Below are 15,860 nucleotides of genomic sequence, written 5' to 3' on the forward strand. Positions count from 1 at the left end.
GAGTACTTAATGAATAAATTATATGAAATAGATATGAAAACTTTACAAATATCTTATGGACAAGTTAACCCTAAATACAGTCTATTAGGTGGACGTGGCTTAATTGCTAAACGAATGGTGGATGTGGTTGATGCTAAATGTGATCCGCTTGGACCTGATAACCATCTAATTATTACTACAGGTTTATTTGCCGGCACAAAGATGACCACTTCAAGCAGGGTTTCAATTGGTGCAAAGAGTCCTATGACACAAACAATTAAAGAGGCAAACTCGGGTGGGACTTATGCTGAGTTTCTTTCAGAACATGGGATAAAAATGATTGATATCAAAGGTGTATCTGAAAAACTGGAGTTGATATATATCGATGAAAAAGGCCAGGTCAACTTTATAGATGCTGCCGATTATAAAGGTCTTAACAATTATGAGGTATGTGCAAAATTGACAGAATATTTTGGACAGGATATATCAATTATGACCATTGGCAGCGCAGGCGAAAAAGCTTATAGATCAAGTGCGATTATGTTCTCTGAGTTTGGATCAAATGAACCAGTGCGTTCTGCTGCTAGGGGTGGTCTTGGTTCGGTAATGGGCTCTAAAAATATCAAGGCTATCGTTCTCAAAAGGGCCAAGGTAAAAGCCAATACTCCTTATGTGGATGAAACACTATTTGACAGTGCAAGAAAAGAACTTGCCAAAATCGTTTTAAGTAATGCAAGTGCTAAGGCGAGAAGCAAGTTCGGTACATTAGGTGGTTTAGATACATTTGCAGCCATAGGTAGTCTTCCTGTTAGAAATTTTAGAGGGGAATCTGATGAGAGGACTGCACTGGTCAATGGACCATCCTTGTATGAAAACTTGATGAAACATGGAGGTAAAGCCGGTCTACCTTGTCAAAGAGGTTGTGTGGTAAGATGTTCAAATCGATATCACGGTTCAGATGGTGCATACATAACCTCAGGACTTCAATATGAAACTGTCGGTCTTCTAGGACCTAACTGTGATATATATGATTTAGATGCAATTGCCAAAATATCAAGAGTCTGTGATGACATTGGTGTGGATACCATTGAAATTGGATGTGGTCTTGGCGTGCTTATGGAAGCAGGCATCGTGCCATGGGGAGACATTGATATAACCATGTCACTAATGGAAGAAATGAAAGAAGGCATTAACACAGGTCGTATACTTGGAGATGGTGCTGATGCTGTGGGTAAACATTTTAAGGTAAGTCGTGTACCGGTGGCTAGAGGACAAGCATTTCCAGCTTACGATCCAAGAGCAACAAAGGGGACCGGAGTATCTTATGCAACATCTGCTATGGGAGCAGACCATACTGCTGGCATTACACTTGGGTTACCAGGGGATTCACCCATAGAGCAGTCTATAAATTCTCAGATTTCACTTGCATTTGTTGATAACACATTTTGTTTGTTTACTGCAGGCGCTTTCTTAAGCCATCCGGAAGGACCTGGCCATTTAGCCAATCTATTTAAAGGTCGATATGGCCTTGATCTTGACTTTAATGGGATGATGGGGATAGGGCTAGCAACACTTTATTATGAAAACGAATTTACAAGAAATACAGGTTATGATGATACAAGTGATTCTTTACCTCAATTTTTATACGATGAGATATCACCTGTATCAAAAGAAAAATTTGACGTAGATCAAGGATTGTTTAAACATGTTCATGCAGCCATTAAAAAGGCGAATGAAAATAATCCTTTGGCAAAATTATAGGAGTTAGTATGGAAAAAGAGAGATTTTATGGATGGTGGATTGTCGTATTTTGCTTTACGATTTTCTTAACCATCCTGGGTTTTAATGCAACGCTTCCCATGTACTTTGTACCCATTTCCGAAGGTTTGGGTGTCGCAACGTCTAGGGTAAGTATTATACAAATTACAATGGGCATCAGTGTTTTAACGATGAACATTATATACAGTTTTTTAGTAAATAAGATAGGCATAAAAAGACTTTTAGTTTTAGGTGTCATCTTTGTTGGTTCAGGCTATATCATCATGTCGCAATCAAGTTCGATTACACTCGTTTATGCAGGTGCTGCTTTTATAGGGTGTGGCTATGCCTTTACAACGACTATTCCAATTACGGCTATTGTATCTAATTGGTTTTTAGAAAAACGTGGTATGATTTTAGGTATCATTTTCGCAGCTAGCGGTATTGGAGGCATGATTTTGAGTCCCATCGTGGGCAACTTAATTACCTCTTATGGCTATCAGACATCTTTTTTAGTGCAAGCGGTAATCATCTTGTCTGCTGGTGTTCCGGCAGCTGTACTTATCAAGACCGATCCAAAGCTTGTAAACCAAAGTCCTTATGGTAAAGCGATGGAAGAATCAAATGATACTAAGAGTCTATTAACAGTAAAGGAAGTCATGAGCTCATATGCCTACTGGTTTACTGCAATAGGTGTTTTGATAATTGCCATTTCAGTACAGATGGTTATGTATTCTGTGCCAACTTATTTGGATCATTCAGGCATATCACTTCAAAGAGTGTCCTTTTTATGGGCAATTATGTTTGGCTTAAATGCAGGTTTTAAGGTCTTACTAGGAAGATTAAGTGATCGATTTGGTGTCTGGACAGTTATAGGCATTAATCTAACTTGTCTGGTTGTGGTATCTATATCCTTAATGGTTTTACCGGTATCAACAGTTCAATACATTTTTCCACTTGTACTTGCATTGGCAATGGTATTTCTTACTGTGCCAATTCCTTTACTGGTACAAAGGATGTTTGGGGGAGAAGTTTATACTCAAATAATTGGGATTATTATATCGGCATTATCTATAGGAATGTCATTCGCACCTTTTGTTGGTAGTAAGATACAAGAAGGATTTGGTTATACTTCAGTCTATGGTATGTCAGTTGTGCTGAGTCTTCTAGGTGTCGTTTTATTGACAATCTCCAATAGAAAAATCTGCAAAATGAAAGAATCCAAACGAAAAAATGTAGCGTAAAAATAGAGAAATATGTCATAATATAAGTATAGTGAAAGAAGAGTATAGTAGGAGAATCTATGAGTGAAGCATTACTGAGCAAACAATCAATAAGAACTAAACAATGGATTTACCAAGCTTTAAAAATTATGATGACAAGAAAGCCCTATAACAAAATTACAATAACCGATATCGTCAACAAAGCGGGCGTTACAAGACCAACTTTTTATCGATATTTCATTGATAAGGATGATATTTTCAGACAGTACTTTCAGAAGTCATTTCATGAAGTAATGGTTTCGATTCGATCGCATAAATCATGGCATGAGAGAATTGATATTATTGCAGAAGGTACATTTTCTGTTATATCACGCGAAAGTGATTTTATCCACCTGATGATGAAGTCAGGCTGCCACCATATTTTCTTGTCCATAGCAGAAGAAAACATTGATGAACTCTATAAAGACATTACACACAAGGATCTACAGATCTATAAGTATTATATGAGAATGAATCTGGGTGGTGTTTATATGGTGATGTTAGAATGGATTAGAAGTGGAAAAAAACATACGCCAAAACAGATGTCTGTGATTATGAGTAACATTTTGATGCCTATTTCCGAATTAGAAAATGAGGACTTGATTAGACAAGTTTATAAGGAGTTGAATCAAGAAAGTAGTCGGATTCATTAGGAGACATAGATGAATGATTATAATAGAAACAAGCCTTTTTCAAAAAAAGAAAGGGAGCGCTTAAGATCTTCTTATGTAACAGTAGTTGGTTGTGGTGGATTAGGTTGTTATGTACTCGAAATGCTTGTAAGACTGGGGATTGGACAGATTAAGGCAATTGATGGTGACGACTTTGATACGAGTAATCTAAACAGGCAACTTCTATCAAACATATTCACCATAGGAGAAGCCAAAGTTTATGAGGCAAAAAAAAGAGCCATAAGTATCAATCCACAGGTTACATTTCTTGCGGTTAAGGATTATTTTAAGAAAATCAATGCCAAAACACTTTTGCAAGGCAGCCATTTAGTTATTGATTGCTTAGATAATGTTGAGGACAGACTCTTACTTGAAAAGACTTGTTCCTCTTTAGGGATTCCATTGATCCATGGTGCCGTGAATGGATGGTCTGGTCACGTGGCTGTCATTTATCCTAATGATAATATTTTGGAAACTTTACTCCAACCATCTTCTTTTAAATGGACACCAGCTTATTCACCTGGTCTTGTTGCCTCAGTTCAAGTTGCAGAAGCCGTAAAGGTCTTGCTAGACAAGGGGGCAAAAACACAAGAATTGATTTATATTGATTTGCTTCATAATCATTTTCAGAAAGTTAAACTTTAAGGACCTTTATGGTCCTTTTATATTTAAAAAGAGGCAGTAGCCTCTAGTTGTTAAGTCTATTTTTTTTGAAATCATTCAACTTCTTATTGTAAGCTTTGGTGGTCTTTTGAAAGTTAATTTCAAACCAAATACTAAAGCCGAGAAACATGGGGAAGAAAGTTACCATAAATACTGGCAAGTTATAGATCTTTCTTAGAAGCCATGGAGTTGCCATATAAACTACCAAAGAGTAAAGTGCTAAGGCAATTACAAAGATGAGTTGAACCCTTAAAATAGATGGTATTTTAACTTTGGTGTACAGGACCATCATAATCTGTTCTAAAACGATGGCCACACCTGTAAAGAGCAGTGTACCTTGAATAACAACATAGAAGTTGTCGAAGTTACCATCGTATATATAAAGAATAAGTGTTGTAAAAATCAAACTTATGAGCATGTAAAGTAGAATATTTCGTATAATTGATTTCATGCGACCTCCTACATTCCTAGTCTTTTCTTAAAATCAGAAAAGTATGTTCTAGTGACTTCTATTTGGTCACCGTTTTTCATATCCAGTACAAATTTAGAGCCAATCCATGGGATGATTTTTTCAATCATAAGCATATTGATCACTGTTGATTTATTGGCTCTAATGAAGTCTTTCATAACCAAAATCTGCTCAAGTTCGTATAATTTTTCTTTGACTTCAAGTCTTTTATCGCTTGTGACGACTTCAGTAATTTTATTAAAGCTTTCGAAATAGATGACTTGATCGAACTCGATCAGTGAGATGTTCTTTTGTGCATCCTTTGCGAAAATATATTTTTTTTCAGATACAGTCTTATCTAGGAAAATGTAATCCGCATTTTCATCTATTGTAAAACCCTTTTCTTCAAGTTCTTTTGTTAAAAGGTCTGTTTTGTCCTCGGGACATATTAATTTGACTTTCAGAATCATCACCACCCTTAATCATTATATACACAATTATATGAAATTGTAAGCATCTATTTCTTGATTAAAATAAACCAGATGACAAGGACAGTTAGTAAATATATCATCCATGTTGGGTGCCACAAACTGTATGACATTCCTATAAAAACATAAACTGATGTAACCAGTGTTAAGAGTGGCAGAATAAATAAGGTCTTTTTAAACTGAGGATAAACTCTTGAAAGTGCATAGTGATAATAAAATGGCACTGGTATAAGAAGCATCCAAGTAGGATGCCACACTTTATAGAAGAGACCAATGAATAAGTAGACTGTTACCATGATTAATAAAAATGGAAATCTTAGAAGGTTGATGCCAAATGTTTCTTTATTCATTATGACCTCCTATTCATTGATAATGGTATCTTCAGATACCGTCTGCTTGTTTACTTTACCTGAATGAACATTTAAAGTAGGTGAGGATTCACTATTTAATGTAATCTCTCCACTTACATTGATGTCACATTTTGCATCACTTGAAAGTGTTACTGAGGCATTTGTCCCGATAAGATCTTTTAAGTTAATTTTCGAGTCACTTTCAGCAGTAACAATTATCTCATTTGTAGTACCTGATAGTGTGATCCTAGAATCGCTTGTTGATCTAACACTTAGATTGGCAGATGAAAGCTCACCTGTAAGACTTGTATCACTTTGACTCGAGATACTAACATCTTCATTAGTTGAAAAAGCACCGATTAGCATAACTTTTGCATCATTGTCTAAGTTGAAATTCACAACTTCCGGACATGTGATGGTCAAAGAAATTTGTGTTTCTCTAAACCAAACATCCTTGATGTTTTTAGCAGTCAAAGTATTTGATGAAGAGCTAATATCTAGCTTATCAAAAACATCTTTATTCGTTGTGACTTCTACCTTAAAAGCATCACCTTTTTCAATTGTCGTATCAAAATCATTTGAGATGTTAAAATGCTTAAAGTCTTTCAAATCATAGGCTCTTGTTTCGATGCTTTCAACACCTGTGTAGGAACCATCCTTGTTTTGGCCTGGTCTCTTGTCTTCTTTGGTCACGCAGCCAACAAGTGTTAGTGCTGTAACGATCATCATAATAATTATTTTCTTCATCTTTTCACTCCTTGTATTGTTTGTTTTGTTTGTAACATGACTATAACAGTTTGAATGAGCGCTTGTCACAAGAAGAGAGTAGCTTACATACAAATAGGAGTAAGATGCAAAAAAACCAAAGCAAATGCTTTGGTTATAATAAATGACTTTTCATTTCTTCTAAGATATGTTCATTACAAACAATCATAGAGTTTTCTCTTTTAGTAAGTGGTTGGTACTTGGCACCAGCCTCTAAAGCCAGTAGTAGGCCTGCTGCGTAGTCCCAAGGCTTCAAGCCGTATTCCCAGTAGCCAGAGAAGACACCTTCAGCTACCAAACAAAGGTCATAGGCAGCAACACCAATACGTCTGATGCCTTTAACTTTTGGTGCCATAATAGAAATCTCTTTTACATTGTTGACTGGGTTTTCTGCACGGTCGTAAGGAAAACCTGTTGCAATAACAGAAGTTCTTAAATTCTTTGAATCATTAACAGATAGGGCTTTACCATTTTTGTGGGCACCATGTCCTTTTAGGGCTGTATACATATCCTTTAAGATGGGTACGTAAACCGCGCCTAAAACAACTTCATCATGCTTTTCAAGTCCAACAGATATCGCAAAGATGGGAATACCTGTTGAAAAATTAGTTGTACCATCAAGTGGGTCTATGACCCATCTATATTCAGTTTGACTGGTCTGCTCGCCAGATTCTTCAGCTAAAAATCCATAGTCAGGAAAGTGTTTTTTTAGACCTTCGATAAGCATTTTTTCAGATTGTTGGTCGACTTCTGTGACGATGTCTATTTCAGTAGACTTTGTTTCATAGGTAAATGCTCTTGATTTAAATTTATCTACCTGATAAGCACCAACTTCTTTCATTAATTCAGTAAGTATTTTTAGTGTGTTTTCCATATGACCTTCCTTTACTTATAAAATCCCTATCATAAGATAGGGAAGTGTTTACTTATATAAAAAGTGCCCGAAGCATTCTGTGATGATTTTCCTTGCTGCAAATACAGATGTCATAGCAGGGTCTAAATTTGGTGCAACTTCAACCAAGTCAAAGCCCATAATAGGTAGATCAAACAATCCTTCTAAGAGGTTTAAAAGTTGTCTTGAAGTTAAACCACCAAACTGAGGTGTTCCTGTACCTGCTGCATAAGCTGGGTCTAAGCAGTCAATGTCTAAGGTGATATAAATCTTGTTAAGATGACCAAGCTTGTCTTTAACATGTTTTAAAACACCATCTACCTTTAACTTGTCAAAGTCATAAGCACTTACAACATTGACAGGATGATCTGTAATAAAGTCAAGTTCATCTTCTTCAATGGAACGGATACCGATAAAGAACATATTTTCTCTAGACACATTCTCAAGTTCTAAAGCCCGTCTTTCAGTAGACCCATGTGAAAGTCTGTCGCCCTCTAAAGTGTCGCATAAATCAAAGTGTGCATCTATGTGAATAATACCAAAAGGCTCGTCTAAGGCATCATTAATACCTTGGAGTACAGGAATTGTAATAGAATGGTCGCCACCTATGACAGTAAACTTTTGACCTCTTGAAACAATTTCTTGAATTTTAGTACGCGTTATCTTGAATAAATCATCTCTAGATTCGGCTTGTATGTCTCCTAGATCTTTTATCTTAAGTGGTTTAAGACTTCTAAACTGCTCTGTAGTAGGCGGGATGGTATAGGTTATTTCACGAATAGCTCTTGGGCCATCCTTGGCTCCTGATCTAAAACTGACACTGCCATCGTAAGGTACACCTAGAACTAGGATATCTGCATCCTTATCGTCTATTGATGGGTCATTAAGTCCAGCCCAAATTGCCTCTTGAATCATTTTTTCACTTGTTTTCATTTTCTTCTCCTTTTTAGTTAGTAATGGTTTGTCAAAAACTAACGTATGGAGATGGCTTCCATAAAGCCAATAAGTATGTTTAACTTATACCTTTTCTTTTTCAAACACATTTTTATGATTTGCATAATAACCTCTCAAACTATTTTAACCTAATTTGACCAAAAAAAGAAGGTAATTAGTTTGGACTTATAATTAAAAAAGGAGCGAGTGGGTATATATAATGTGTTCTAAAATAGTCTAATATAATTTGCCTTTCGTGAAATAATAAGTGATTATAAATAAAAATATTTAAATAATTGAAACAATTGGTTGAAGCTGTTGACACTGGTGGCTTTATAGCATATAGTTCATAAGTTGATTCAACTAATAGGAGATAAAATTGAAAAAAGATTATAAGAATAAGGTAAGAGAGCTAAACAACTTTATAGAACTTTTTGATATGAACAATATGGGGCTTTGGGAGATGTATCCTGATGAGAAAGTTCAGTTTTATAATAAGCATTTTTATGATCAGTTCGATTTGTCTTTAGATAATTCTACTATGGCGGACTGGATTAATATTGTTCATCCATTAGATAAAGATCACTTTACTGATAATGTAGAAACTCAGACTATAAACAGAAGAGAAGTCTTTAGGTCTGAGTATCGTGTTGTTGCTAAAAACGGTGAAATCAGGTGGATAGAGGCAACTGGTATGGCTGAGTTTGATGAAGAGGGCCAACTTCTTATTATGACAGGGTGCCATAATGATGTTACGCTCGAAAAAGCCTACAATGAGAAGTTGTTTGAACTGGCTTATTTAGATGAAGATACCCGCATGTATAATAAGAAGATGTTAGAAGAACATCTTAATGAACTAATGACAGATAATAAAAGTGGTAAGCTGATTTTCTTTGACTTTTATCTGTTAGAGCAGTTGATTGCCATTTATGGTTATGAGTTTGCCAACCAAGTCATCATAAAGGGGATGGAGCTTGTACAGGGTTGTTATCATCAAAGAGTTCAGTTGTATCGTTTAGGATCTTATAAGTTTGCTATACTATTAAAGGAGCATTTAGATGATGCTTCTGTAAAAGAAGCCATCGATAGAATCCTTAATAAACTGGAACATCTTCGTGAACGTATGAACTTTATTGTCCCTATCGTTGCCAATACATCGGTTATATATTTCAGTCATGAGGAAGGTTTATCAGGGGCTGATATTATTGATAAATCATATCTGGCCTTAGAGCTTGACCAAGACAAGGTAGAAAGCAAGACTGTATTTTATGATGAAGATGTTAAGTATCAGGTAACCAAGAAGCTCTTTATTAAAAATGGCATTCAAAATGCTTTGGCTAATAATGAGTTTTATGTTGAGTATCAACCCCTTATTAGAATTGAAGATGATGAAGTGACAGGTTTTGAAGGCTTGATTCGATGGTACAACGAAACATATGGCATGATTTATCCTGATAGCTTTATAGATGCTGCTGAAAAAAATCTACAAATTATCTCTATAGGAGAGTTTGTCTTAAAAGAAGGGTGTCAGTTCATAAAAGAATATAATGAAAAACATAAGTTAGACGCCACTATTTCAATAAACGCTTCAGTTGTAGAAATCATTCAACATGATTATGCAAGCAGAGTTTTAGACATTATAAATAAAAGCGGTATAAAAACCTCGAATGTTATCATTGAGATTACAGAAAGCTTGATGATCGACAAGGGAGAAGATGCTGTTAAACAGATCAACATACTTAAAGATCATGGTGTTAAAATTGCCTTAGATGATCTTGGTGTTGGTTATGCCTCTTTAAATAATCTGCTGAGGATGCCTCTAGACGAGATAAAAATCGACCGTGAGATTATGAATGAGGTTATGGTCGATGAATCTGCAGCAAGGTTTATTAAGTCGATTGTTAATCTTGGTCATGATAATGATCTAACACTTGTTGGTGAAGGCATTGAAACAGTTGAAATGATTGACATGTGCAAGTACTTAGAGATTGATTTTATACAAGGTTATGTTTATTCCAAACCAATGAAAAAAGAACAAGCATTAGATTATAAAAGATAGATCCTACTGAATATGTAGGATCTTTTTAGGTCTGATTCCTTATCATATGTGGTATAATGAGAACAGGTTAAATAGCAAAACTAAAGGAGGCCACATGAAGAATTTCAAGGTTATACATCAAGTTGAAAATGACTTTATGAAAGTGGAAATAATAGAGAATCAGAAGTTGTCTGGTGCAAAAGATGGTCAAACAGCTCAGAAGCTTTTTTATATGGAACAAGCGGGCATTAAACTAAAAAATGTTCGTATCATCTTAAAAGAAGGGGCAGTTAAAATCGAATCAGGTGCATTATTTTTTATGAAGGGAAAAATAAAGGTTGCCACTAAACCAGCTAAAGGTTTTATTAAGAACTTGGGCTCTAACTTGTTATCAGGAGAAAAAATGTTTAAACCTGAGTATTCAGGAAAGGGTGAAATCTGGTTGGAACCTTCTTTTGGTCACTTTAAAATCATCGAACTTGATAATGATGAGATTATCGTTGATAAAGGAATGTTCTATGCTTGTGATTCAAGTATGCAGGTATCAGCCGTTTCTCAGAAGAATTTATCATCTACAATGTTTGGTGGAGAGGGCTTCTTTCAGACAAAGGTTAAAGGGTCAGGTATTGTTGTGCTGAATATCCCAGTACCATTGGAAGAAGTCATGGTTTATCAATTGGATGATGAAGACTTAAGAGTGGATGGCAATTATGCTATATTAAGACGTGGAGATATTAAGTTCACTGTAAAAATGGTTACCAAAGGCATCATAGGTACCATGGCATCAGGTGAGGGGATGCTGCAGACATTTTCAGGTACAGGTGAAGTTTGGTTAGCGCCAACACAGGCCGTTTATGAGGATCTGACAGCAGAAGGCATAAGCGGTATTGATGATGATGGTTCATCTCATACGGAGACAGAATAAACAAGGAGACATATGTATAAATTATTAGCGCTTGACATAGATGGTACCTTGCTTAACAGCCAGGGGCAGGTGGATCCATCGACAATTGAAGTTATAGAAAAAATTAAAGATCATGTATTAGTTACGATTAGCACAGGTAGACCCATTCAAGGCGTTTATAGATACATTGACTTATTGGGCTTGAAATCACCGATCATTACTTATAACGGGGCTATGATTATCGATTCTAGAACGGACGAAGTACTCTACAGTCAGAAGATGAATGGAGATGATGCTAAGCAGGTTCTAGAACTTGGCAGTCAGTATGACACGACCATGATTATTTGGTCAAATAACAAGCTTTACTCAAATAGAATCAATGATTATGTAAACAATTATAAAAAGTTATCTGGCTTAGAACCAATTGTTCTAAACGAGTTTGATGATCTTATTAAACAGGGTGTTACAAAAATATTATGGGTAAATGATCCTGATACACTCGAAAGCTATCAAGAGAAAATTAAAGATCTTGTTCATAAGAGTATCACCTATTGTACATCAAAATCTCATTTGCTTGAGTTCTTTGATTCAAGAGTTTCAAAGGCAAAGGCCTTAGAGTTTTTAGGCAGGAACTTTGAAATCAAAAGAGAAGAGATGATGGCTATTGGTGATGGCAACAATGATATTGACATGATTGATTATGTCGGTATGGGTGTTGCTATGGCTAATGCGACGGATAAAGTAAAAAGTGTGGCAAACTACATTACCAGCTCTAATGATGAAGACGGTATACTAAATGCAGTAAATAAGTTTATTAAATGATTTTAGATCACATCTTAGGATGTGATTTTTAATTATATGTAATTTCCGCGGAATGTATCTTGACATTGTTTGGATGAGGTGGTAAAGTGTAATTAGTTTCCGTGGAATATAAGGAGGATATATGTTTGATTTACCAAAAGAGAAGTATAGGGTTTACCCGATTTATGTATATGCCATTAGAGATCTTATCATTTATATGGTATCAATAGCACTGGTGATATTCTTGAATGCATATACCAGCCAAAAGGATGCTATGATTTTATCAGCTATATCAGTTGTTATTGCAAGCATTTTAGGCAGTCTTGTTGTGATAAACTTCCATGAATGGGCTCATTACTTTGGTATAGCGGTTGGCAATTCTAAAGCGCATATGATGCCTATTCAATCGATAACAAGGTTATTTTTGTATCGTTTTAAAGAAAATAATAGGCATCAAAACTTAATGATGATGCTTTCAGGTCTTATCATTCACTGGATCATTGTCTTACCAATCATTTTCTTGTTACCTAATACAGGCCTTACCATGATTGCCTTTAAGAGTGCGGTCATTCTATGGGCGTTTGAAATCGTTCTTATTGAGCTCTATATAGGCTATCCAAGATACTTAAACAAGATGGATTACAATGATTGTTATAAAAGACACACGCCATACAGAAAGAGAAATTTACTTATTTCTTTACTTGCAGCGGTTCCCTTTGTAATAGGGTATTTATTTTTAATATAATTAATTCCGCGGAATATAAAAGGAGGATATTCATGAAAGTTTACTCAATATTTTTTAGTCCAGGTGGTTCTACTAAAAAGTGTGTTTTAAATGTGGCCAGTGGTTTTAAAGATGTAGAACATATCACAATTGATATGAATGATATTAAAAATCGAAGTAAAGACCATTACTTTAAATCTGACGACCTTGTCATTATAGGTATGCCAACCATGACCAAACTCTTTGGTCTTCCGAGTGACATTGTATCAAGACTGTATGGTGATAAAACACCCTTTGTTGGCCTTGTGACTTGCGGCAACGGTTATTATGGCAAAGGCTTAATAGCTCTAAACACAATTATGACAAGACAGAACTTTAGGATAGTCGGAGCAGGTGGCTTTGTAGGTCAGTATTCATTTAACAAGGAAATTGCTAAGGGAAGACCTGATGATAGAGATAAGGTCATGCAAGTGGACATGGGAAGAAGGATTCAAGAGAAGCTTTTATCGGGAGATTTAAGTTTTAATCATAAGTTAAAAATCGACTGGCCTAGAGAAGGGGCTTTTTCAACCGTCAAGTGTGGACTGGTTTCTCTTTTGCCAGGTCCAGGTGGTGAACTTCCCAAATCAATGAGAAGTTTAGATGTTCATGATACTTGTGTAAAATGCAAGAAATGCATTAAGGCGTGTCCTGTGGGGGCAATAACCTTTAAGGAAGGCATTGTAATTGATAATGAAAAATGTATCGGTTGTTTTGCCTGCGGTAATACGTGTCCTGTTAATGCCATACATCATACCAATCAAATGATGATTAAATCAGTAAAGAATGTAGTTTCTTTTAGAGATAAGAGAAAACCATTAGATATTTTTATTTAATTTAAGGAGAAAACATGAGCAAAAAATATGAATTAAAAAGTAAGGAAACGAAGACAATTCTAAAGTATGCAAAAGAAAACAATATAGAAATAAAGTCCTTTTGCAATATAGGTGTTTGCGGCAAGTGTACTGTAAAAGTACTGGAGGGTCAAGTTTCAAAGCCTAATGCACGTGAAAGAAGAAAGCTTGGAGAAGATAGACTAAAGGAAGGTTATCGCCTTGCATGTCAAACTAAGTTTTCTAAGAAAGTTATTATTGAAGCTTAATAGTTGATTAATGAAAGGATGTTATGATGGTTAAAGACAAAGAGGCATTGTTGTTAAAAGCCCAGAAAAATGAAATGTATGGTGAAGGTGTATATAGACATCTTTCAAACTATGCAAAAGACAAAAATACGAAAAGCATCTTGTTACAGATTGCAGAAAGTGAAAAAAGTCACTATCAAACCTTAGCTGAGTTTTCAGGTCGTGACCTTAAAATAAACGGCTTTTTTCTAAAGCTTCTTTTAATGATTGTTTCACTTGCTGTTAATCTTTTAGGTTTAACCTTCGTCTTAAAGTTTTTAGAAAGAATGGAAAGTAGATCTGCAGGTGCTGAATCTTTTAGGGATTATCCAGACATATATGGCTTTATTGTAGAAGAAGAGAAACATGAAAAGCTGCTTTTGGATGCCTTAAATGAAGATAGACTCAAGTATATGGGATCGGTCGTACTCGGCTTAAATGACGCCCTAGTTGAATTGACCGGGACACTTGCAGGCTTTACACTATCCATACAGAATTCAAGAACCATTGCAGTCATTGGCCTAATTACAGGTATCTCAGCTTCTTTTTCAATGGCAGCCAGTGAATATTTGTCATCAAAAGAAGAGGCTACAGACTTAAATCCAAAGAAGGCCAGCCTTTATACTGGAATAGCCTATGTACTTACAGTCTTGCTTTTGGTCCTGCCATTTTTCCATGTTAGTAACTATATGTTGGCATTAGGCCTAACCTTACTTATAGCTCTGTTGATCATTGCATTCTTTAATTATTATATATCGGTTGCCAAGGATGAACCTTTTAAGTCAAGGTTTATGGAGATGGCTCTGATCAGCATTGGTGTGGCTGTGGTGTCATTTGGCATAGGTTATTTAGTGAAGACGTATATTGGCATAGAAATTTAAGGAGCAAAACATGGATGGAATAGGATTATTTAATCAAGCTATCAAGAGAAATCTTATTGATAATAAGAAGTATTTAAAAAACAGAGGACATTACACACTTTTTTACAGTAAGGTCGTCATGCAGTTAAAAAAACAAGAAAAGAAACGTCTTGATTTAAAAAGTGATTTAATTGTACCTCCGATTATAATAATGAGTGTGACAAATGATTGTAATTTAAGGTGTACAGGTTGTTATGCCAATGCGCAGGACAGGAACAGACAGCTTGAGATGACCAGTGATAATATAGATAGGGTAATCAGAGAAGGTATAGACCTAGGTGTGTCTATCTTCATGATAGCTGGCGGGGAACCGCTTATGAAGGCAAATATACTTGAAATTATTTCTAAGTATCCAAATACAATCTTTATTATGTTTACAAATGGCTTGATGATTGATGGTGACGTAAAAAACAAGATGAAGTCTATGAAACAGTTAATCCCTGTCTTCTCCTTAGAGGGTGATGAGGTCATGACTGATTTAAGAAGAGGCTCAGGTGTCTATCGCAAAGTCTTGAGTAAAATGTCTTTATTAGACAGAGAAAAAATGATGTTTGGTACGTCTATTACTTTGACTAGAGAAAACTTTGATACGGTTATGTCAGATGATTATATTACTGATTTAGAAGCGCTTGGAAACAGGGTATTGTTTTTAATCGAGTATGTACCTTGTAATGGTGATTTAGACTTATGTTTAACAGAAAAGCAGAAAACAATACTTCTTGAAAAAGTAAAGCATATTCAGGATGATTATTCTATTTTACCAATACCTCTACCTGGAGATGAATCACATTTTGAAGGGTGTCTAGCTGCTGGCAGGGGTTTTGTTCATATCTCATCAACTGGGGGCATTGAAGCATGTCCTTTTGCACCATACTCTGATGCATCGGTTAATGATATGCCTTTAAAAGAGGCATTACAATCTAGACTTTTAACTCAGATTAGATTAAATCACCATATGTTAGAGGAATCAGAAGGCGGGTGTGCGCTGTATGAAAATCCTGATTGGGTAAGTGGTCTTATTGTAAAAAGAGAAAAACGTACATGTTCTAGTATTGTTTGATACAAAAGATATTACCTGTATGCTATAATAAGATTTAACAAGGAG

General features: G+C 35.6%; 18 protein-coding genes. 12 read left to right on the plus strand and 6 right to left on the minus strand.

Features of this window, described 5'->3' with window-relative positions:
- Window positions 1–9: 9 nt before the first annotated feature.
- Genes EZV73_RS02710 through EZV73_RS02725 form a run of 4 tightly spaced genes read left to right on the plus strand, consistent with a single transcriptional unit; the run spans window position 10 to window position 4,315 of the window.
- Complete coding sequence (locus EZV73_RS02710; protein ID WP_240838071.1) at window positions 10–1,740, plus strand: aldehyde ferredoxin oxidoreductase N-terminal domain-containing protein; 1,731 nt, start codon at window positions 10–12, stop codon at window positions 1,738–1,740.
- An 8-nt stretch (window positions 1,741–1,748) separates the two neighbouring features.
- Window positions 1,749–2,981 (plus strand): MFS transporter, encoded by a 1,233-nt coding sequence (locus EZV73_RS02715; protein ID WP_240838073.1) that lies wholly within the window; start codon window positions 1,749–1,751, stop codon window positions 2,979–2,981.
- Between the two features lie 59 nt (window positions 2,982–3,040).
- Window positions 3,041–3,652, plus strand: a complete 612-nt coding sequence (locus tag EZV73_RS02720) for a TetR/AcrR family transcriptional regulator (RefSeq protein ID WP_240838075.1) — start codon at window positions 3,041–3,043, stop codon at window positions 3,650–3,652.
- Between the two features lie 9 nt (window positions 3,653–3,661).
- Window positions 3,662–4,315, plus strand: coding sequence for a HesA/MoeB/ThiF family protein (locus tag EZV73_RS02725; protein WP_240838077.1), 654 nt, complete (start codon window positions 3,662–3,664; stop codon window positions 4,313–4,315).
- A gap of 43 nt (window positions 4,316–4,358) precedes the next feature.
- Here EZV73_RS02725 and EZV73_RS02730 read toward each other — a convergent pair whose 3' ends face one another.
- From EZV73_RS02730 to speB, 6 genes are all read right to left on the minus strand, one after another.
- Window positions 4,359–4,784: a hypothetical protein gene (locus EZV73_RS02730; RefSeq protein ID WP_240838078.1), complete on the minus strand. Its 426-nt coding sequence runs from the start codon at window positions 4,782–4,784 to the stop codon at window positions 4,359–4,361.
- An 8-nt stretch (window positions 4,785–4,792) separates the two neighbouring features.
- The gene (locus EZV73_RS02735; RefSeq protein ID WP_240838080.1) at window positions 4,793–5,251 is read right to left on the minus strand and encodes a LytTR family DNA-binding domain-containing protein; all 459 of its coding nucleotides are present in this window, start codon (window positions 5,249–5,251) and stop codon (window positions 4,793–4,795) included.
- Window positions 5,252–5,298: 47 nt separating this feature from the next.
- Window positions 5,299–5,619, minus strand: a complete 321-nt coding sequence (locus EZV73_RS02740) for a hypothetical protein (protein WP_240838082.1) — start codon at window positions 5,617–5,619, stop codon at window positions 5,299–5,301.
- Window positions 5,620–5,628: 9 nt separating this feature from the next.
- Window positions 5,629–6,366 (minus strand): DUF2807 domain-containing protein, encoded by a 738-nt coding sequence (locus EZV73_RS02745; RefSeq protein ID WP_240838084.1) that lies wholly within the window; start codon window positions 6,364–6,366, stop codon window positions 5,629–5,631.
- Between the two features lie 133 nt (window positions 6,367–6,499).
- Window positions 6,500–7,258, minus strand: a complete 759-nt coding sequence (locus tag EZV73_RS02750) for an inositol monophosphatase family protein (protein WP_240838086.1) — start codon at window positions 7,256–7,258, stop codon at window positions 6,500–6,502.
- 48 nt (window positions 7,259–7,306) lie between these two features.
- On the minus strand, window positions 7,307–8,209 hold the full coding sequence (speB, locus tag EZV73_RS02755) for an agmatinase (protein WP_240838088.1): 903 nt from the start codon (window positions 8,207–8,209) through the stop codon (window positions 7,307–7,309).
- A gap of 379 nt (window positions 8,210–8,588) precedes the next feature.
- Here speB and EZV73_RS02760 point away from each other — a divergent pair, with 379 nt between their 5' ends.
- The 8 genes from EZV73_RS02760 to EZV73_RS02795 all read left to right on the plus strand — a co-directional run bounded on the left by EZV73_RS02760 (window position 8,589) and on the right by EZV73_RS02795 (window position 15,815).
- Window positions 8,589–10,268, plus strand: a complete 1,680-nt coding sequence (locus EZV73_RS02760) for an EAL domain-containing protein (RefSeq protein WP_240838090.1) — start codon at window positions 8,589–8,591, stop codon at window positions 10,266–10,268.
- Window positions 10,269–10,362: 94 nt separating this feature from the next.
- A complete protein-coding gene (locus tag EZV73_RS02765) occupies window positions 10,363–11,172 on the plus strand; it encodes an AIM24 family protein (protein WP_240838092.1) in 810 nt (269 codons plus the stop codon).
- A 12-nt stretch (window positions 11,173–11,184) separates the two neighbouring features.
- Window positions 11,185–11,973, plus strand: coding sequence for a Cof-type HAD-IIB family hydrolase (locus EZV73_RS02770; protein WP_240838094.1), 789 nt, complete (start codon window positions 11,185–11,187; stop codon window positions 11,971–11,973).
- A gap of 121 nt (window positions 11,974–12,094) precedes the next feature.
- Window positions 12,095–12,697 carry a hypothetical protein gene (locus tag EZV73_RS02775; RefSeq protein WP_240838095.1) on the plus strand — a complete coding sequence of 201 codons (603 nt, stop codon included), beginning with the start codon at window positions 12,095–12,097 and terminating at the stop codon, window positions 12,695–12,697.
- Between the two features lie 32 nt (window positions 12,698–12,729).
- Entirely contained in the window at window positions 12,730–13,551 is an 822-nt protein-coding gene (locus tag EZV73_RS02780) for a 4Fe-4S binding protein (protein ID WP_240838097.1), read from the plus strand.
- 14 nt (window positions 13,552–13,565) lie between these two features.
- Window positions 13,566–13,817, plus strand: a complete 252-nt coding sequence (locus EZV73_RS02785) for a 2Fe-2S iron-sulfur cluster-binding protein (RefSeq protein ID WP_240838099.1) — start codon at window positions 13,566–13,568, stop codon at window positions 13,815–13,817.
- Between the two features lie 26 nt (window positions 13,818–13,843).
- Complete coding sequence (locus tag EZV73_RS02790; protein ID WP_240838101.1) at window positions 13,844–14,716, plus strand: VIT1/CCC1 transporter family protein; 873 nt, start codon at window positions 13,844–13,846, stop codon at window positions 14,714–14,716.
- 10 nt (window positions 14,717–14,726) lie between these two features.
- Complete coding sequence (locus tag EZV73_RS02795; protein ID WP_240838102.1) at window positions 14,727–15,815, plus strand: radical SAM/SPASM domain-containing protein; 1,089 nt, start codon at window positions 14,727–14,729, stop codon at window positions 15,813–15,815.
- Window positions 15,816–15,860 lie beyond the last annotated feature (45 nt).

It is taken from the genome of Acidaminobacter sp. JC074, assembly GCF_022496765.1.
Taxonomy (GTDB): domain Bacteria; phylum Bacillota; class Clostridia; order Peptostreptococcales; family Acidaminobacteraceae; genus JABXKX01.